General features: G+C 41.4%; 13 protein-coding genes. 8 read left to right on the forward strand and 5 right to left on the reverse strand.

The genetic code is table 11. The features are described 5' to 3' along the window. Positions 1-178: 178 nt before the first annotated feature. Genes ACE2AL_RS12530 through ACE2AL_RS12545 form a run of 4 tightly spaced genes read left to right on the forward strand, consistent with a single transcriptional unit; the run spans position 179 to position 3,719 of the window. Entirely contained in the window at positions 179-1,090 is a 912-nt protein-coding gene (locus tag ACE2AL_RS12530; RefSeq protein WP_206084001.1) for a metal ABC transporter substrate-binding protein, read from the forward strand. Between the two features lies 1 nt (position 1,091). Beyond that, a complete protein-coding gene (locus tag ACE2AL_RS12535) occupies positions 1,092-1,982 on the forward strand; it encodes a manganese/iron ABC transporter ATP-binding protein (protein ID WP_206084000.1) in 891 nt (296 codons plus the stop codon). Then, positions 1,979-2,860 carry a metal ABC transporter permease gene (locus tag ACE2AL_RS12540; protein ID WP_206083999.1) on the forward strand — a complete coding sequence of 294 codons (882 nt, stop codon included), beginning with the start codon at positions 1,979-1,981 and terminating at the stop codon, positions 2,858-2,860. The genes ACE2AL_RS12535 and ACE2AL_RS12540 overlap by 4 nt, the downstream gene beginning before the upstream one ends. After that, positions 2,853-3,719 carry a metal ABC transporter permease gene (locus ACE2AL_RS12545; RefSeq protein WP_375083551.1) on the forward strand — a complete coding sequence of 289 codons (867 nt, stop codon included), beginning with the start codon at positions 2,853-2,855 and terminating at the stop codon, positions 3,717-3,719. The genes ACE2AL_RS12540 and ACE2AL_RS12545 overlap by 8 nt, the downstream gene beginning before the upstream one ends. A 105-nt stretch (positions 3,720-3,824) precedes the next feature. On the opposite strand, the gene ACE2AL_RS12550 is transcribed toward ACE2AL_RS12545, so the two are convergent. The 4 genes from ACE2AL_RS12550 to ACE2AL_RS12565 are packed head-to-tail and all read right to left on the reverse strand — an operon-like array spanning position 3,825 to position 13,949. Beyond that, positions 3,825-5,174 carry a hypothetical protein gene (locus ACE2AL_RS12550; RefSeq protein WP_353166897.1) on the reverse strand — a complete coding sequence of 450 codons (1,350 nt, stop codon included), beginning with the start codon at positions 5,172-5,174 and terminating at the stop codon, positions 3,825-3,827. Continuing rightward, on the reverse strand, positions 5,171-11,461 hold the full coding sequence (locus ACE2AL_RS12555) for an AAA domain-containing protein (RefSeq protein WP_375083552.1): 6,291 nt from the start codon (positions 11,459-11,461) through the stop codon (positions 5,171-5,173). The genes ACE2AL_RS12550 and ACE2AL_RS12555 overlap by 4 nt, the downstream gene beginning before the upstream one ends. A 15-nt stretch (positions 11,462-11,476) precedes the next feature. After that, positions 11,477-12,106, reverse strand: a complete 630-nt coding sequence (locus tag ACE2AL_RS12560; RefSeq protein WP_206083995.1) for a 4Fe-4S single cluster domain-containing protein — start codon at positions 12,104-12,106, stop codon at positions 11,477-11,479. A 4-nt stretch (positions 12,107-12,110) separates the two neighbouring features. Next, a complete protein-coding gene (locus ACE2AL_RS12565) occupies positions 12,111-13,949 on the reverse strand; it encodes an AAA family ATPase (RefSeq protein ID WP_272538618.1) in 1,839 nt (612 codons plus the stop codon). Positions 13,950-14,217: 268 nt separating this feature from the next. On the opposite strand from ACE2AL_RS12565, the gene ACE2AL_RS12570 reads away from it, so the two are divergent. Then, positions 14,218-15,084 carry a fructosamine kinase family protein gene (locus ACE2AL_RS12570; RefSeq protein WP_206083993.1) on the forward strand — a complete coding sequence of 289 codons (867 nt, stop codon included), beginning with the start codon at positions 14,218-14,220 and terminating at the stop codon, positions 15,082-15,084. A gap of 296 nt (positions 15,085-15,380) precedes the next feature. Here the strand turns inward: ACE2AL_RS12570 and ACE2AL_RS12575 are convergent, their stop codons facing one another. Further along, on the reverse strand, positions 15,381-15,920 hold the full coding sequence (locus ACE2AL_RS12575) for a YniB family protein (RefSeq protein WP_206083992.1): 540 nt from the start codon (positions 15,918-15,920) through the stop codon (positions 15,381-15,383). A gap of 365 nt (positions 15,921-16,285) precedes the next feature. Here ACE2AL_RS12575 and hxpB point away from each other — a divergent pair, with 365 nt between their 5' ends. The 3 genes from hxpB to ACE2AL_RS12590 all read left to right on the forward strand — a co-directional run bounded on the left by hxpB (position 16,286) and on the right by ACE2AL_RS12590 (position 19,290). Beyond that, entirely contained in the window at positions 16,286-16,951 is a 666-nt protein-coding gene (gene hxpB / locus ACE2AL_RS12580) for a hexitol phosphatase HxpB (protein ID WP_206083991.1), read from the forward strand. A gap of 191 nt (positions 16,952-17,142) precedes the next feature. After that, on the forward strand, positions 17,143-17,718 hold the full coding sequence (locus ACE2AL_RS12585; protein ID WP_206083990.1) for a metal-dependent hydrolase: 576 nt from the start codon (positions 17,143-17,145) through the stop codon (positions 17,716-17,718). Between the two features lie 180 nt (positions 17,719-17,898). Further along, positions 17,899-19,290 (forward strand): L-cystine transporter, encoded by a 1,392-nt coding sequence (locus ACE2AL_RS12590; protein ID WP_206083989.1) that lies wholly within the window; start codon positions 17,899-17,901, stop codon positions 19,288-19,290. Positions 19,291-19,375 lie beyond the last annotated feature (85 nt).

Genomic DNA, 19,375 nt, shown 5'->3' on the forward strand with positions numbered 1-19,375 from the left:
AATAACAGTGGGAAATCAAAACCCATAATAACTATAGATGTAATTCCCCATTTTTTATGTTTATTTTTACAAATGATATTGATAATCATTATCAACTAAGTTATAAAGTATAATTGTTATCAACCTTAACAACTATACTGTTAAAAATGCTAAGCCTATAATGTCAGGGTCAACTTTTATGAAGAAGAACTTATCTCGATTATCCGCACCTTTACTTACCACTGTATTTGCGCTCGCGGCAATGCTCTTTGTGAGTCAACCCGCCTTTGCTAAAAAATTTAAAGTGGTCACCACATTTACCATTATACAAGATATCGCTCAAAATGTAGCCGGAGATGCCGCTGTTGTCGAATCAATTACAAAACCTGGCGCTGAAATCCATGGCTATCAACCCACACCTAAAGATATTATGAAGGCCTATGATGCCGATTTAATCTTATGGAATGGCATGAATTTAGAGGTTTGGTTCCAACGTTTCTTTGAAAACCTTAACAATGTTCCCGCTGTTATTGTGACCGAAGGAATTGAGCCAATGCCTATTCGTGAAGGGGAATACAAAGATAATCCAAACCCACATGCTTGGATGTCTCCTGCAAATGCCAAGATTTACATCGAAAACATTCGTCAAGCCTTGGTCAAGTATGACCCTGAAAATGCTGAAACCTACAATACAAATGCCAAAAACTACACGCAACAAATTGAAGCCCTTGATGCACCACTGCGTGAACGTTTAAACCGCATTCCTGAAAATGAACGCTGGTTAGTATCCAGTGAAGGCGCATTTAGCTACTTGACGAAAGATTACGGCTTTAAAGAAGTCTATTTGTGGCCAATCAATGCAGAAGAGCAAGGTACTCCTCTACAAGTTAAAAAAGTGATTGATACTGTTCGTCAATATAATATCCCTGTTGTATTTAGCGAAAGCACAATTTCTGACAAACCCGCTCGCCAAGTCAGCAAAGAAACAGGGGCTAAATATGGTGGTATCTTATATGTAGATTCACTTTCCACCGCTGATGGCCCAGTACCAACTTATATCGACCTGTTAAAAACCACTGTAGACACGATAGCTAAAGGATTTTCACAGTAATATGACTCACTCTAATCAATTTGAGCACCCCAATCTGGTCGTTGATGATGCAACCGTAACATACAATAACGGTCACACCGCAATTTATGATGCGAGTTTTAATATTACGGGAGGCTCCATTTGTGCACTCGTTGGTGTAAACGGTAGTGGAAAATCGACGCTCTTTAAAACCATTATGGGGCTTGTCACCCCATCATCTGGCAGCGTGACATTAAATGCCCAACCGATTAAAACTGCTTTAAAAGAAAACATTATTGCTTATGTCCCGCAAACAGAAGAAGTTGACTGGAACTTTCCTGTTTTAGTGTCGGATGTTGTCATGATGGGGCGCTACGGGAAAATGGGCTTTTTCCGTATTCCCAAAAAAGAAGATAAAGATGCCGTGAAGATGGCACTGGAACGTGTTGACCTTGCTGGCCTTGAACATCGTCAAATCGGTGAACTTTCTGGTGGGCAGAAAAAACGGGTGTTTTTGGCTCGCGCCCTTGCACAGCAAGGTAAAGTTTTGCTTTTAGATGAACCATTTACGGGGGTTGATGTAAAAACCGAAAATGCCATCATCGATCTGCTACGCAGTTTACGTGATGAAGGCCACCTCATTTTGGTTTCCACTCATAACTTAGGGAGCGTCCCTGAGTTCTGCGACCAAGTCATCTTGATTAACCGTACCGTATTAGCCAGTGGCCCAACTGAAACGACGTTTACACAAAGAAACCTTCAGCAGGCCTTTGGAGGAGTACTACGCCACATCAATCTGTCAGGGCAAGAACTGCATGATGATGATGACCCTCGCTCAATTACCGTCATTACCGATGATGAAAGGGCTGCGGTTTTTTATGGTCATGATCACGATGCACCAGTGAGAAAAAATCAGCCAAAGGGTGAAGAATGATTGATTTGTTATTAGAGCCCTTTAAATACGATTTTATGATAAAAGCCATTTGGGTGAGCGCCATTGTCGGTGCCGTCTGTGCATTCTTATCTGCGTATTTAATGCTAAAAGGCTGGTCATTAATGGGTGATGCCCTTTCCCACTCCGTTGTTCCAGGGGTGGCTGGAGCTTATGCATTAGGCTTACCTTATGCTGCAGGTGCTTTTTTTACGGGGATCCTCGCGGCACTTGCCATGACGCTGGTAAAACATTTAACTCGCCTGCGTGAAGATGCCGTTATCGGCTTTATCTTTTCCACTTTCTTCGCTGCGGGATTATTAATTGTTTCATTAAACCCAACCTCGGTAAACGTGCAAAGCATTATATTTGGTAATATTTTAGGCATTGCAGATGCGGATGTGCTTCAAGTTGAAATAATTATCGGTGTTTCATTCATCGTTTTATTATGCTTATGGAAAGACCTTTTAGCCGTCTTTTTCGATGAAAGCCATGCGCGCTCCATCGGTTTAAACCCCTTACGCTTAAAAATCATTTTCTTTACATTATTAAGCGCCTGTACAGTCGCCGCACTGCAAACGGTTGGGGCTATTTTAGTGATAGCCATGGTTGTCACGCCTGGCGCCACGGCCTACTTACTGACTGACCAATTTAAGCGATTGTTAATCATCTCCGTGACTATCGGTACTGTGACCAGCGCAGTAGGTGCATATATCAGCTACTACCTTAATGGCGCAACAGGTGGGTTAATCGTCACGTTGCAAACCATGATTTTCTTATTGGCTTTCTTCTTTGCACCGAAGCACGGCATTTTTGCCTCTCGTCGCAAGGCGAAAAAAGAAGTCGCCCGATTACACCAGCAAGGAGCCTCTCATGAGTGATTTTATTGACTTATTGATGGCACCATTCGCATTTCCTTTTATGCAGAAGGCATTAATCACCGCTATCGTAACAGGAACTGTGTGTGCGATTTTATCTTGCTTTTTGGTGTTAAAAGGCTGGTCTCTTATGGGGGACGCTATTTCCCATGCTGTTTTACCAGGGATCATTATTGCCTCGCTGCTGGGTATCCCATTAGCAATTGGGGCATTTGCCTCAGGGTTATTTTGTGCCGTCGCTACGGGTTATCTCAAAGAAAACAGTCGAATAAAAGAAGATACGGTCATGGGGATTGTGTTTTCAGGAATGTTTGCTATCGGTTTAGTGATGTTTGCTAAAATCGATACAGAGCAACACCTGACGCACATCTTATTTGGCGATATTCTGGGGATCACCGATAGCGAATTTAAACAGATTTTACTGTTTGCTGGGATCACGATTGCAATTATTTTACTGAAACGTAAAGATTTTATGCTGTATTGCTTCGACCCAAACCAAGCTCGCGTGATTGGCTTACCCGTTAAGTTGATTCATTATGGTTTGTTATCGTTATTAGCGTTGACCATTGTTGCCTCACTGCAAGCTGTTGGGATCATTCTTGTCATTGCCATGCTGATTTCACCAGGAATTATTGCGTTCGTTCTTTGTCGTAGCTTTGGCAAAATGCTGGTCGTCGCCATTATCGCTTCAGTGACATCTAGCGTCATTGGTACTATTCTTAGCTTTCATATTAATGCAACAACAGGGCCAACCATCGTGGTGACTCAAGCTGTTTATTTTGTTATTGCCCTAATCTATAACAAGCTGGTATTAGCCCGTAAACGGAGCCAGACAAATCCCCAAAGTATGCACACAGCTTAAACTAAAATCATACGTTCATATAAAAAGGCTGATCTAAGCTATTGAATTTACCCTATATAGTTAGAGCAGCCTTTTTTTGAAATATGATAAATTATGAGTAATCGCTTATTTACGTAGTGTGCGAGGTCGCTGGTGTATAACGGTATTTCTCTGCAGTTCAGCCGCTTCCATATCATAAACTTTCATTTCGCCGCTTCCTGCGGGCAATGCACGTTCAACCACTAGCTCGGCGTCCGATTGAGCAATTAATGCTTGCAATTGCTGATGCTGACTACACCAAATTGCATCAATATCTTTGTCTCGTTGAGTGTCCCTTTCTGTGGATAATGCCACTGTACGTGTTTGAAAACGAGCTTGTTTTCCCCCCAACTCTAAACCATATCCTGGGGTTGCAGGGTGCCTGACCACGACTTTACCATCATCCATCCAGGTTTTAACATCCGTTTCTTGGACTTGATAACCCAGCTTACCTAAGCCGTCTAGCACCGTTCTTCTTTGCGCCTCTGCGACAAACGCCTGTTCCGCGAAATTAATTCGTGCATCTAATTGTTCAGCCAGTGACATCAACTCAGCAACTGAGCTTAAATGCGTTGAAGCTAATGCCTTATTGATAATTATTGTATTTTCCTCATCAGAAAAAATAGCAAGCTCAGCACAAAGCTGTTCAATTTTTTCAACTAACTCAGTATGTTGCTGGCTTTCTTTCAACTGCTTAGCCAACATTAGGATGAGTGAATCGGCTCGTAAGTGGCGCTGTGGGCTTTCATTCATGGCTTGAATTTCAGTGAGCTGCTGCTGTGCACTTTGTACTTCAGCCAAATATTCCACCAGTTTAAGCTTTTCAATCATCAGTAAAATTTGCTCACATTGCTTGGCAAATGGTGATAATGGTGCTCCGTGCTGCCAAAATTGAGGGACACCATCAGATTGTGCTTTTAACTGATCTAATAATTGATTAGCAAATGGTGAAAGCTGATTTTGCACGTCATTTAATACGGCGAGTGCGCGGAAAATGAGTGAGCTCGTGGCCTTTTCGGTCATCGTATCTGCATTTTCTAACTCCGCAATTAGCTGTTTTTCATGGGGAAGTTTTTCACGAACTAACGCGGCTAAAGATTCAAGGTTGTGCTGTCGGTGCGCGTTTGTTCTTGCCACTAATGCCTGTTGTTCAAGTTGTTGTTCGCGAACGGTTTGAATCTCGTGTTTCAATGTGCCATTCAACTCACTTAATTGATTTTTCAACACCGTTAACTGGCGTGCAGGCAATGTGGCAGTGTCACTCGTTGAAAGCTGCTGAAATAATGTGGCTAATTGCTCAATACGTGACTGATGATACTGGGTTGTATTGGCCATTTTTTGCCATTGTTGAAACATTTTACTTGTCACAGCCAATTGCCGACGGCACTGGATTTCATTCATTTCCCTAACGCTGATACGATGCACAGATGAACTCATAACTCGCCCTCTTGATTAGTCGCCATGCTCTTAGAGCCATTTAAATTTAATGATGCGTGGACAATCGCGTCCTGTAACTGTTGCTGCGCTAATGCTCTATTGTTATACCAGTCAATAATCGAAATGCGGTGACGTTGGGGGATCACGCGACTTAAAATATTGCTGCGCCATAACTCTCGCGCTCTAGCCGTATGCAAAAGTGGGTGTGAGGGCATGTCACATTCAATACCAATGAGTAATTGCCCTGTTATTTTATCTTCAATCAGGCAATCAAAATGAAACACTTCTTTTTTTGTAGATACCGTTACCTGCCAACCATTTTCCTGAATAAATTCAACGACTGAAGCGACAAACGCACTTGGTTCCTCAAGTGTATCCTGCACGGCAAACTGAGTTTGGCACATTCGGTTAAGCAATTTTTGGTTTTCTTTCTGTTTTGTCGGATCACATGCGTCTTTTGCATAAGCTAAATAACCTTGTAAGTAATCTCGCGGGCTTTCAGGCTTACGATAGGTTGTCAATAAATCCGATATTTCTTCAATAGGCATCGAAGACATAATGACCACACGTTGTCGTGCCCGTGTGATCGCAACATTTAAACGACGTTCTCCTCCTGATTGCCCTAATACGCCAAAATTACGCCTAAATGTCCCTTGTGTATTACGGCCAAATGTAGTGGAAAATAAAATCACATCACGCTCGTCTCCTTGCACGTTTTCCACATTTTTGACAAAAAAGGACATATCTTCTTCATCTAAAAAACGTTGATTTTCTTGAGTATAGGCAGCCAAGAATTCGTCGTCCTGCTCCGCACGCAAACGAATATGTTGATTAATCAATGTTGTTTGCTTTTGGTTAAAGGTGACCACGCCTACTGACGGGCGTTGTGCAAAAGGTAATTGCCATAATGTTGCAAGATGGTCGACAATCGCTGCTGCTTCTGCCTCATTTGTTTGATTTGTATACACACCATTAACCGCCACAAGTTGTAGCGGCTTAATTTTATTAACTAATTTTGCTGAAAATTGTGCTGGGATATTTAACCGGTTTTCATAGAAAGCAAAGTTTGAAAAGTTGATCAGTTCCCGATATGCCGAACGGTAGTGGATATCTAGAGTATGCACAGGCAATACGGTACGCGCTAAATGCAGCAAGTCAGGGCAATCACTAATTTGCCGATAATCCCATTCCTCATCGGCCTCTTCCTGCTGTTCATCTTCATCATCATGATTGTCTTCTTCAACCAGCTTCCCTGTGAAGAATTTCGATGGTGGCATTTGCTTCTCATCACCACTGACAATGGCTTGTTTCGCTCTAAACAAGGTAGATAATGCAAATTCAATCGGCATTTGAGACGCTTCATCATAAATTACACTATCAAACATTGCCGCTTGCAATGGCAATACTTGGCTTGCCACATCAGGTGTCATCAGCCAAATTGGGCGTAATTGCATCAAGCCAATTTCGCGTCCTTCATTAATAAACTCCCTTAAACGGCGCGCCCTTGGCCCTGCAAGGCGTGTAATTTCTTCCCATTCACGGCGCCCCCCCATTTTAGCTAAGTCATAATTGCGTGTCAGCGCTGTACGATTAAACGATTGCAGTTGTTTCTGTGCGCTTTCAAGTTCCGCTAAATCCGCCATAAATTGTATATTATTAGTTGAAAGTGCAGGTAATTTGGCATCAAATTGCGCTTTGACAAAGTGATAGAAACCGTAGCTAATGGTTTGGCTCAGTACCGCAACCCAATCTTTTTGGTGGCTATTCTCATGAATATATTGCGCAGCGACAGGGTATAATATTGATAAAACTTGCCAATGTTGTTGAGTAAAATTAGCCGTTTCCATTCTAAATAATTGATATTTTAATAAGTTATTTTTTTCTTGGAATATTTGGGCTAATTCGTCCGTAAATGATTCTCCTTTATTAATGGCACATTGGAAACGTTCAACCGTCTGAGGTGAAAAAACAGACGCCATACGTTTTAATTGGCTCGTGCTTTCACGTTGTGCTTTAACTCTTGCAATCGCAGACTGCACCTCAAGGCACTGGCGTTCAAACCCGATTTGTTGTTCATCAATAATAGCGAATAAAAAATGTGAAATTTCAGGGTATTGAAGTAATAATTGGCTCGTATTATCCACCCATTTTAATTGCTCAATTAATTGCGGTAAGTGAGCTCGCCAATCCTGTTCAAAATTAACACCTATTTTTTGATAAATAGGCATAATTTCTTGTGCAATCAAACGCCATTGTTGCTCTACCTCAATCGTTGCTTGCAACACAGGCAAACTCGTCTGATTTACCCCACTTTGCGCTATAAATTGCTGTAACAGGTTATGGCGCCCGTAATAAAATGGGTTGAGGAAGCGTAACCATGAACCTTGCATTGACTCAATTGCTGCGCGAGATAGCTGAGCCAGTTTTTTCGACTCAATCCCCTTAAACAATGGGAACAACAGTGAATCTGTATTCACCACGTCAATCAATAATAAGCGTTGATAGTATTGTTCTAATTGTTCAATAACTGTTTTACCTGTGGTGACTGAACCCTGTAAATTGATAAACAAAGCTAGCCACTGGGATAAGCTTTGCCACTGCGCCTGCGTTTGCAGGCCCAAATGCCGTTTTAGTTGTTCCAGAATTAATTCATGGCTTGTTAGTTCAGTGAGTTGAATACGGTGATAATCCGATTGGTACACCTGATCACGCTGCTTTTCAGCCTCTATAAATAATGCAATATATTGATTAAACAGCGTATATTGATGGTCGTTCACAGAAAACAGGGCCAATGCTTTTAGTGCACTATTTTCATAATCGAGTTGCCACCAGGCCTGAGCATGCTGGTTTACATCATCAAAAAGTTGGGCAAATTTGGTTTGATTAAACTCATTAAATACTGGGGCTAACGCATCATTCTGGATGTTTAAGCGCTCTGAATCTTCAACCTCAATTAATTGACTTAAAATTTGCTTATAAGACAGCTGCCAATACTCATCAACATGGTTGAGTGCATGGTAATAACCATCGAGTTTTTGCTCAAAAAATTGTACTCGGTAGAGTAAATTAGCGCGTTCTTCCTGCCAATCTTGTTCAAATAATACGCTGTTTTCTTTGTTCCACAGTTGCTCGATTTGTTCACGTACCGCCAAAATAATATCACGGCCCTTTTGGTTCTGGTTGATGAGCAACGCTCTGTCGCCTAAACCATTGGCAACCAATCGCTTATATACCACCTCAAGTGCCGCAGGCTTTTGGCATACCACTAATACTGTCTGTTGGTGGCCTAATGCATCTGCAATTAAACTAACGATGGTTTGGCTTTTCCCTGTTCCTGGTGGCCCTTCAATCAATAGTCCAGTTTGTCGCTGTGCCGCTTGAACGACACGTTCTTGAGAGGGGTCAGCAAGGGACAACGCAAATGGGCTCAGGATATTTTCGGAGTCCATAACAGGTTCTTGAATATTAACTGAATTCACTTTCAGTAAGGTCGACAACGCCGTTTGAGCAATAGAGGTATTCGCGATTTGCTGTAGATCGCTACTCATCGCCTGCCCAATAAATGAGGTATGAAATAGCACCGCGGAACAGGCAATTTGCGCACAGTTTTCAGCAACTGGGTCGGTTAATGCAGGTAATGGAGCTAAATCAAGGTCTTGTACTGGCAGCAATGCTGACAAACTTTCCATGACTTCACCAATGGTCAAGCCTGCTTTAGACAATAACGTGTCTAACGCTCCCTGCCATTGACTCATTGCAGGAATACCGACAAAACTCGCTAATGCAGGGTTAAGACGGACGGCTCCTCGTTCGTGGTCAAAATTCAATTGGATGGGACTTTGTTGTGCAATAGCCGATTGCATTGAAATTGGCCATAAAAATAATGGGGCAATTCGGGGTTTAATTTGGTTTGGCTGGGTATTCAGTACTAAAAAAGGAAATCCCAGATACATTCCATTTATACCTGTATCCCTTTGATATAATTGCGTATCTGCTTGCAACATTCTTAAGCGGCTATTCACACCTTTTCGCTGTAGCAACATATCGCTATCAATCGTTATCAACCCTTTTTTACGATTAAGTAGATGTTCCAATAATGTGCTTGCACGGCGAACTGCACTATCACACTCAGTTAAATCAATACGCCCTGTATTTGGCGTTAAACGCATGCGAACTAAATTACCCCGCTGTGTCACCGCCGTTAGTTTTTGGTTAAAAAAGCGCAACACTTCTAGTACATATTTTTGTGATTCAGGAACTTGCCAGTGTTCTACGGGTACTGCCAGTAATACCAATATTTTCTTAAGTGAAAGCCTACGCATCAATAAAAACTGGTCAACCCAACTGTCTAAAACGGCCAACCCAATACGCTTGAAGTCACTTACTCGTTCACTAAGCAGTAAATACAATTCCTTACGCGTTAGTGAAAGCTGCTTTTTGGCGATTTCATGATCAAAATTATGAATATCGTTTTGTTTAGCGAGTTCAAACGCCTGTTCAACTAATGCTGACACTGAAATAAATTGGCCAATATCCGCACTCAATAATAGAATGTAATCAATTTCTTGTGGACTTTGCCTGTCAAATAGCCCTTGTAAACTTTCATTATGTGAATCAGGGAATTGGGCATGAAAGAGCGCCCATCTTGCCGATAATTGATTGATTGACGTAATCAATAAATACAATCTGAGGCTTTCTTCATTCAAAATGATGTTTAACTGATTTGCACGTTCACGCACCAAGTATTGGCGATGATAAAGCTGTACTAGCCAATGCTGTGGGTCAATATCTTGAACGTATTGGTTAAGAGGTTCGCTAATCAATGCAAAAGCTAAATTTGGGTTTTCTAACAACCATGCAGGGGTAATTATCTCACCGCGGTAAATCAACGGAATGTTTTCATTCAAGATTTTTAAAGCGAAGGTCAGCTTAATGTCATCGAGATTTTCTTGATGAAAATCACTATCCAGCAATGCCTGCAATTTTACTAATTGCGCTTGGCTATTTTCAAATTGTGCGAGCCAAGAGCTTATATCCCCCCGAAATAAAAGTGGCAACGCATCATCCCAATGGCTAGCTTCCGCGGCCATCAATGCAAATACATCAGGTTGCTGGAATTGCCGCCCTGCAAACGTCAGCGTGTGGAAATGGCTTTGTCTATTGGTTTCTTGAATTTGAGGAGCTTGTTGAGGCTTCCCTTGTAGCCAAGCTGATACTTGTGGCCATTGCCAACGTAAAAAACGATCACGACACAACAACCCGCGTAATAACAACTGAATATTCGGATGTAAATCATCAGGTAAATCAACGCCATTCGTCATAACCTGGATAAGAAAGGCATTATCTTGAACCTGGGTAAAGCACTGCCCTTGGGTGAGTTGTTCCAAGAGAATAATTCCTAGGCTCCACCAATCAGATGCTGCACTGACACCCCCCGCTAGCGTTTCAGGTGCTGAATAACGAGAAATATCCAGCGGTGTAACAATATCAAGGTCAAACTCAGATAGGCAGGCGGAACCATATTCAATCACAACGATATCTAAGGGATGACGACGACGAATAAGTAAATTAGCGGGACACAAATTACGATGACGCAGCCCATGTTCTGCAAACGCCGCAAGAGCCTGCCCCATTTCTTCCACTAATCTAGGAATTTCATGAGGTTGCCAAAATTCACCTTGTTGTATAAATTGGCTTAATGATCCCCCCTCAAGCATTTCAGTCACATGCCATGCACGGTTTTCATAGCGGCCTATTTCATAAAACTCGGGAACATGCTCAGTTGGGGTACGCTTAATGACTTGATAAATATTGGGATCTGGCTCCTCCCCTTTTTGATACAGGGTCAGTACACCACGTTTTTCTTCAGTACAATGCGTGACAAAGTAGCGTTCTCGGGGGCTATCACTACCATTAATCCGTCTTTCTATACGCCAAGAGCCTATTTGAGGATAGGATGACGATACAGCTTCAATGACGGGTTCTACTGCGACATCAGCCCCACACTCGAGGCAAATAAAGTCATCTGCAGCTATTGGGTGTCCATTTTCACAGTAGCGTACTTGACGGTTATCTGTTTCTCTTTGATGACTGTTTGAAGCTGAAGTTTCGAGCGGAGTCACTTGCTCTTTTTCTGGTCGCCATCCTTTTGGATGAATAGGCTCTAATGTTAGGTCCCAACTACAGCGTTGGAAACTTCCTTGCTCTGTTTGGATTTGCCCCGCACAAAATATTTCCGTCAGCGGCCGTTCTGTTAAACAATGCGGGCAAAAGCGTATCATCGTCATCCTTCTCTCTCGTTGCTATTTTTTGAGTTGTTTTAAAGTGTTATCTTGCAGAGCAAGGAGTTGACTCAACCGCGACATATCATCACGTTCAGGGATCCCCGCCAGAAACAGTCTCCCTTGTTCATCGAAGGCTAAATCCAATTTCTTATCTTCTGGTGTTATAACGCGTTGGTATTGCTTAAATAATGTCTTTCCGAGCGGTGTTAGAAGGTGAAGCTGTTGGTTATCACTGCCTCTTAACATCAATGTTTGCGGTATTTCGACTTTAAAGGGTTCGCTGATCAACGCATCAATGTAGGGATTCATTCGCTTAACTCTATCTTCAATCACATCCCATTCATAACCGCTATATACTAAGATATCCCCTTGAAATCGCTGTTTTATTTCACGTATAAGTTCAAATAAGGCATCTGGCTGCTCGAATGGCTCGCCCCCTGAAATGGTGATACCATCCGCAACAGGATACCATTCTACAATTTGGTTAATCAGCTTTGCCACCGTAAGATAACTTTCTTTCACATGCCAAGTATCGGGAGATAAACACCCTTTACAGCGCAATGAACAACCTTGAAACCAGATACCAATACGCTTCCCTGGTCCTAAGGTTGTCACAGGAAAATGAATACGTGAGACGCTAATATTCATTAAGTTAATTACCAACCGCGGTTAACATGATTTGCGTATTTTCCCCCATTTGAATGGACGTAATTTGATAAGCGCTATTGGTTTGTATGTCTTGATCAAAAATTGCTCTCGATAATGGATTAATCAAATGCATTTCCAATTGATTACGGATCCCACGTCCACCATTAGAAAGATCCGCCAAGCAACTCACTTTTAACGCCTCTTTGGCTTCAGCAGATATTGAAATAGTTAAAAGCTGCTTTTCTAAGCCTAACAAAATGTTATCCACCATTTGCTCAAAAATCTGCTCAGCAACGTCTGGACGAATAAAGTCAAAAACAATAATGTTTTCACCAATACGGTTAAGTAGCTCAGGGCGATTAAGTACCAATTTAAAATGGCGTTCTATTTCATTTTTTACATTACGCGTAACCGTTTCAAACGGTTCATGTGGCTGGACGTTGGCCACCCGCTCCCCATTAGTATCTAAACGGTAGATACCGAGGTTTGACGTAAAAATAATCAACGATTCCGAAAAATATACGCGATCACCACGCCCAGATGTTAAAACTCCATCATCAATAATCTGTAAGAATTTATCCATTAAATGAGGGTGGGCTTTTTCAATCTCATCAAACAAAACCACGCTAAATGGCTTTTCACGGATCGCATTGGTTAATTCACCACCAGAATCATACCCCACATAACCTGGGGGGGCTCCAATCAGTCTCTGGTCTGCATGTTCGGCACTAAATTCAGACATATCAAAGCGAATATAAGCACTTTCGTCACCAAACAGTAATTGCGTCACCGTTTTGGCAAGTTCCGTTTTACCAACACCTGTAGGCCCTGCTAAAAACAATACACCGCGAGGACGCCCACCTTTATGGCTACCAACCCCTGTCATTGCACGTTTGATAATATCTAATAAATGCGTAACAGCATGTTGTTGACCTTTTACTCTACGTGAAATCACAGCTGGAGCATGATGAATTTTTTGCTTATCAATTTTTTTCCACGGATCTTCGGTGATCCCCACTTTATATCGGCGAACGGCATCGCGAATACTGGCTGCAGGCACCTGCTCAATACGCGCCAACTGCACAATTGCCGTTAAATCCAATAAAAGCAACCCTTCGGTTTCATCAACAAAGTCATTAATTATCTGTGGCTTATCAGCTTCTTCAATACCATTAAAATCCACCAGCGAGCCTAATAAACTTTGGGCTAATAAACGGCGCACTTGACCATCAGGTTTGGCAACAGGAATAGCTCGAATACGTGGGTTATTAATGACAAACCAATCGGGTAAATCTGTTTCTTTTTCGACTATCCAAAACACCGTATTATAGAACGGCTGATGATGCTCCCCTGCTGGCCTTGCCTTGCTTTGATGTGATGCAACTAATGCACGAGTAAATAAACTGTGTTCTGCAGGGGTGAGGTTATCATGATGGGAAATTAAACAAGAAGCGAAGTCGATACATAAGGCAATAGGCTCTTGTTTATCTTGAATAAGCCGTTCAAGCAGATGATTCAACATATCAATGCCACCAGCTGCTTTACCCTCAGTAATATTTAACCCAAGCCGTTGCATAACGGCCTCAGTTTCTTGGGCATCTTGCGCGGGGTTTGCTAAGCATTGAAAGCCCACTAATGGCGTGTAAGTCAGCGCATATGCATAACCTGCTTTAAATAAGCTATTAAATAAAGACTGGTTAAATGGTAAAGGCGTGACAACTGAAGGCGCAATTTCACTGGCTTGTAAATCGCGAACATTACCAAATAACACAAACTGACTTTTCAGCGGGATAAATCGCAGTAAGTCCCTTAACCAACGTGGATTTTGAAAATCAGTATGCATGGCTTCCCCTCATTATTTCATTTTTTGCAGTTTACCTGAATAAAACAAGGAACGCGCTGGCATATCGCTTTAATAGACAAATATCTGAACATTCTCAATCTGTTCAAAAACAGCTATCTTTAAATTTGTGATAATTTATTTTAATGAATAAAATTCTTAAACGGTTATTTCGTGATAGGTGCTTCTTTTTAAATAATTATCACTGTTAATTCCCAAACTGCCGCTATAGTATTGTGTTAATGAAGACCAAAGCAGAGCGAGGTGAGTCATGTGGCAAGCAATGTGTCGTTTATTAAGTGAACACTTAGGTGAGGCGGAGCTGCGTAACAAAGTCATTCTCTCTGGTGGTGATATTCACCATACGCTAAGAATCGACTATGGCGAACACACAGTATTCGTTAAACAAAATCGACGTGAGTTTCTACCTTTGTTTAAGCAAGAAGCTGAACAGCTTGAAATGCTCGCCAAAAGCCAAACAATCACCGTTCCCAAGGTATATGGCGTGGGGAGTAATAAGCACCATAGTTTTCTTCTTCTTGAATACTTCCCTTTAAAACCGTTTGATACCACCAACGCTTGGCATTTTGGTCAACAGCTTGCCCGTTTACACCAATGGGAAGAACAGCCTAGTTATGGTTTTGATTTTGACACCATGTTAAGTACTATTATTCAACCAAATGGCTGGGAAAAACGCTGGAATTCGTTCTTTGCAGAAAAACGCATTGGCTTACAATTACAATTAGCCTCTGAAAAAGGCATGGTATTTGGTGATATTCAGCGAATTGTCGATATTGTTAAAAATAAATTAACAGGTCACCAACCACAACCCTCTTTATTACATGGTGATTTATGGCCAGCTAACTGTGCCATTACCCATCAAATCGATGGAGTTCTTTATGATCCTGCGTGTTATTGGGGTGATAGAGAATGCGACATTGCGATGTTGCCATTGTATAAAAATATTCCCATTCAAATTATTGATGGTTACCAAAGTGTTTGGCCGCTGCCAAATGGCTTTTTAGATAGGCAGCCTATTTACCAATTATATTATTTACTTAATCAAGCCCATATTTTCGGTAATGAGCAAAGCTACCTGCACGCCCAAAAGATAGTTGATTTGTTATTAAAGGAATAAAAAGGAACAATAGGCAAGTGAAGCCAACATCGCTACAGGTCAAAGTATGACCAAAATGTATTTTCTAAATAATTCGGACTGCAGCTAGGCGTCAAACGAAGGCACCCTTAATCACATACATAAGTATGTGACTAAGCCAACACCGCTACAGGTCAAAGTATGACAAAAACGTATTTTCTAAATAATTCGGACTGTAGCTAGGCGGCAAACGAAGATAGCTTGGGGAGCATACACAAGTATGTGACCCAAGTAGCTGAGTGAGGCCAACACCGCTACAGTTCGAAGTATGACGAAAATTACCAGTTAAGTAATTTAAGGATAAAATACAGCCCTATTAAAAGTACAACTGGCCAGAAATAAAGAATAAAAAATTGGGTAAAAATGGTGTGCCTTGGAATGGTGACGTTTGCTTCCAGCTCTGCTTTGGACAGCTCGATACCTTTGGCTTTTTCCAAAATCACATGATCTTCAAGGCTTTCGCGAATAAATTTAATTTGTCGGTACATTCTTAGCCCTGATGCACTGAGAGCCAAACCAACAAAAATAAAGATAAAGATAAGAATAAAGCCAAGGTTGCTACCTGAAAAACCATTGGCAACTTGTGGTACAGGCGAATTATTCCAGAAGAAATTTAAAAATGGTGTGGTTTGCCGTGTCATTTCCGCCATTAGTTTAATAAAATCATTGGCAACAGCGTTGATCCCCTCACCTGTCAGCCCTTTCATCCCCGCGAGTTTAACTAAAGACGCCAACGTCGAAATTAAAGCTACCAGAAAAACAACCCAACCCAGAATACGTTTGCCGATTGCGACATAATTAGCATTGTGGTAATTCATTACTGCTCTTCCTCAGAGTTATTATTCTCGATAAATTTTCATGGTGACTTTTCAGGGATAATAATAGCCGAAATTATTAAATGCCTCCAAATTTACCTTGTAAAATGATGATTGTGTAATAACTTTCAGAACTTTAAACATTTTTAAAAACACATTAGATAAACAACTTTCACCATCTGTGCCTATTCGCTTTAGTGTTGAGTTGTTACAATCACCCATTCAATTAATACGAATATTTGTTCGTTTGCTGATATCATAGTCAGTTAGTAAATAAATACTATTATCGCTGGGTAAGTTCCCTTAATTCCTACTGCCACAAGGGTAAAGCTTATTGGCAATAGGGTTTACATGAATGGAGTTTTAACATGTACCATAACCTTCCCATCCAATCCGTTATTTTTGATATGGATGGTTTATTGATCGATTCGGAACCTTTTTGGGAGCAAGCTGAACTTGAGGTCTTTTCACAGTTAGGCGTTGACCTTGCGATTGCCAACACTCTGCCTGATACTTTGGGTTTACGTATTGACCATGTTGTTGAGCTTTGGTACCAAGCCTCACCTTGGCATGGATGCAGCCAACAAGAAGCCAAACAACGGATTATCGACCGCGTTGTGGGCTTAGTTGAAGAAACCCGCCCTATTTTACCTGGTGTGCAACATGCTATGGAACTGTGTCGTTCAATGGATTTAAAAATTGCACTGGCATCTGCATCACCATTGTATATGCTTGAAAAAGTGTTAAATCTGCTGGATATTCGCGACTATTTTTCTGCTGTCATTTCAGCGGCTGACTTACCATTGAGTAAACCACACCCTGAAGTTTATCTGAAAGCTGCTTCTGCACTATCAACCAAACCAATTCATTGTGCATCTTTAGAAGATTCATTTAATGGTATGATTTCAGCCAAAGCCGCGAGAATGCGCTCTATTGTCGTGCCAGATAGCAAACACTTTAATGATCCACGTTTTGGTTTAGCGGATATTAAATTAAGCTCTCTAAATGAATTAGAATCAAAACATTTACGCTAGTTATAGCCATGTGTGTAATTTATGTTCACCCCTATCTGACTTAGGTAGGGGAATAACCAAAAAATATTAAATCCTTTCCTTATTTGCTAATAAATAAGAGTTTTTTTACCTTGTCTCCTCTATCTTATTCTTTTCAAACACTTTATACTGCCAATTAACTGTATAGATAAACAGATGGTATTTTATCCACCATGACCGCTGAAGGGCATCTGCTTTTTTCCGTCGCCTCTTTGATAATGGCCCATAAACTCCAAGTCACCCCTGAGCTTGCTCAAGGTGATTGGCTGCACTTGGTTCCAGGCGCGTTATTAGGTGCATTATTACCCGATATTGATCATCCATCTTCTCTACCTGGACGGCTACTACGTATTTTTTCACTTCCCATTTCTAAGCTATGTGGTCACCGCGGTTTCACTCATAGCTTACTTGCATGGTTGTTATTAATGCTTTCATGTTATCAGTGGATCCCCGTGCAATGGCCTATTCCTAATGACCTCATTCACGCTTTTTTATTAGGCTATTTGAGCCATTTAGTCGCTGATATGCTAACACCGTCAGGGGTGCCATTTTTATGGCCATTACCTCAACGTTTCTGTTTTCCCATTATCCGTGGCAAAAATAGCAAACGTAGTGAACGTTTTATTGCAATCGTTTTGACGGTTTGTGCCTGCTTATTGCCTACAGGGTATCACTTTGATTTTTATTCTCAGGTAGAAAGTGTAATAAAATATATACAAAATCAGCTAGATATACGCTTCCCTACATAATTTTCAGTTTTGTAATATAATGTAAGCATGAATAATACTATCTTATTACTATTTAGTATAAGAAATGTGTTTTCTCTGTTGATATCATATAACCAGTTGTTAGAAGCAACTAAATCCTTATAACTAATAAGGATTAAAGGGCTAGTCACATACCTTATAAAAAACGATTTGGAGTTCGGAATGAATATTCCTCTAATTATTAATGTGCTCGGCTTTGTAGCACTGCTGATACTGTTGGCAAAACTGGGAGCAAAAGGCTGGAGTCTGTCTAAAAAAGTGTTAGTCGGTCTGGTCTTTGGTGTCGCTTATGGTGTCGTGCTGCATCTCGTTTACGGAAGCGGCCACCAGACAGTAAAAGACTCCATTCTTTGGTTTAATATTGTTGGTAATGGTTATGTGCAGCTATTACAAATGGTGATTATGCCATTGGTATTCGCATCTATCTTAAGTGCTGTTGCAAGACTGCACAAAGCGTCTTCCTTGGGCAAAATTAGTTTCTTAACGATTGGAACATTACTGTTAACGACCGCAATCGCAGCCCTAGTCGGTATTTTGATTGCCAACCTGTTTGGCCTGACTGCAGAAGGCTTAGTACAAGGTCAGTCAGAAACTGCACGTTTAAGCGCCATTGAAACTAACTATATTGGTAAAGTTTCTGATTTAACCGTACCGCAACTGATTTTATCGTTTATTCCAAAAAATCCATTTGCGGATTTAACTGGAGCAAACCCGACATCAATTATTAGTGTGGTTATTTTTGCAGCCTTCTTAGGGGTAGCTGCATTACAACTGTTTAAAGACGATAAAGAGCGCGGTGAAAAAGCGTTAGCGGCAATTGATGTTATGCAAGCTTGGGCAATGAAATTAGTTCGTTTGGTCATGCGTTTAACACCTTACGGTGTCATGGCCCTGATGATCAAAGTAGTCGCAAGCTCGAATCTTCACGATATCATTAACTTAGGCACTTTTGTTATTGCGTCTTACGTCGCTCTCGGCATTATGTTTGTTGTCCACGGTATTTTTGTCGCAACAACTGGCTTAAATCCAATTAAATTCTTTAAGAAAGCAGGCCCTGTTCTGACATTCGCCTTTACCAGCCGTTCAAGTGCTGCAAGTATCCCTTTGAATATTGAAACGCAAACACGCCGTTTCGGTATCCCTGAGTCTATTGCAAGCTTCTCGGCATCTTTTGGTGCAACAATTGGCCAAAACGGTTGTGCAGGTATTTACCCTGCAATGTTAGCGGTCATGGTCGCTCCAACCATGGGAATTAACCCGTTTGACCCACTTTGGATCGCAACGTTAGTCGGTATTGTCACTGTGAGCTCAGCAGGTGTTGCTGGTGTGGGTGGTGGTGCGACGTTTGCTGCATTAATCGTCCTGCCTGCTATGGGCCTACCAGTAACCTTAGTTGCGCTGTTGATTTCCGTTGAACCATTAATTGATATGGGCCGTACAGCCCTTAACGTCAGCGGCTCAATGACAGCAGGAACAGTGACTAGTCAATTAATGGGTGAAACAGATAAAGCGGTGTTTAATCAAGATGATGATGCTGAACTAAAACACGTTTAGTCTCTTAGCTTATTTTTACTGGAAAAACCTGCCGACACGGCAGGTTTGAGGTTGTTGACAAAGCAGGATAAAAGCGTCGTTTTTC

It is taken from the genome of Providencia xihuensis (genome assembly GCF_041953405.1).
GTDB classification, from domain to species: domain Bacteria; phylum Pseudomonadota; class Gammaproteobacteria; order Enterobacterales; family Enterobacteriaceae; genus Providencia; species Providencia vermicola.

Coding starts and splice junctions, on each gene's coding strand:
- ACE2AL_RS12560 (WP_206083995.1), bottom strand. CDS start 12,106: ATGAATATTAGCGTCTCACGTATTCATTTTCCTGTGACAACCTTAGGA.
- hxpB (WP_206083991.1), top strand. CDS start 16,286: ATGTACCATAACCTTCCCATCCAATCCGTTATTTTTGATATGGATGGT.
- ACE2AL_RS12550 (WP_353166897.1), bottom strand. CDS start 5,174: ATGAGTTCATCTGTGCATCGTATCAGCGTTAGGGAAATGAATGAAATC.
- ACE2AL_RS12565 (WP_272538618.1), bottom strand. CDS start 13,949: ATGCATACTGATTTTCAAAATCCACGTTGGTTAAGGGACTTACTGCGA.
- ACE2AL_RS12540 (WP_206083999.1), top strand. CDS start 1,979: ATGATTGATTTGTTATTAGAGCCCTTTAAATACGATTTTATGATAAAA.
- ACE2AL_RS12575 (WP_206083992.1), bottom strand. CDS start 15,920: ATGAATTACCACAATGCTAATTATGTCGCAATCGGCAAACGTATTCTG.
- ACE2AL_RS12535 (WP_206084000.1), top strand. CDS start 1,092: ATGACTCACTCTAATCAATTTGAGCACCCCAATCTGGTCGTTGATGAT.
- ACE2AL_RS12530 (WP_206084001.1), top strand. CDS start 179: ATGAAGAAGAACTTATCTCGATTATCCGCACCTTTACTTACCACTGTA.
- ACE2AL_RS12555 (WP_375083552.1), bottom strand. CDS start 11,461: ATGACGATGATACGCTTTTGCCCGCATTGTTTAACAGAACGGCCGCTG.
- ACE2AL_RS12590 (WP_206083989.1), top strand. CDS start 17,899: ATGAATATTCCTCTAATTATTAATGTGCTCGGCTTTGTAGCACTGCTG.
- ACE2AL_RS12570 (WP_206083993.1), top strand. CDS start 14,218: ATGTGGCAAGCAATGTGTCGTTTATTAAGTGAACACTTAGGTGAGGCG.
- ACE2AL_RS12545 (WP_375083551.1), top strand. CDS start 2,853: ATGAGTGATTTTATTGACTTATTGATGGCACCATTCGCATTTCCTTTT.
- ACE2AL_RS12585 (WP_206083990.1), top strand. CDS start 17,143: ATGACCGCTGAAGGGCATCTGCTTTTTTCCGTCGCCTCTTTGATAATG.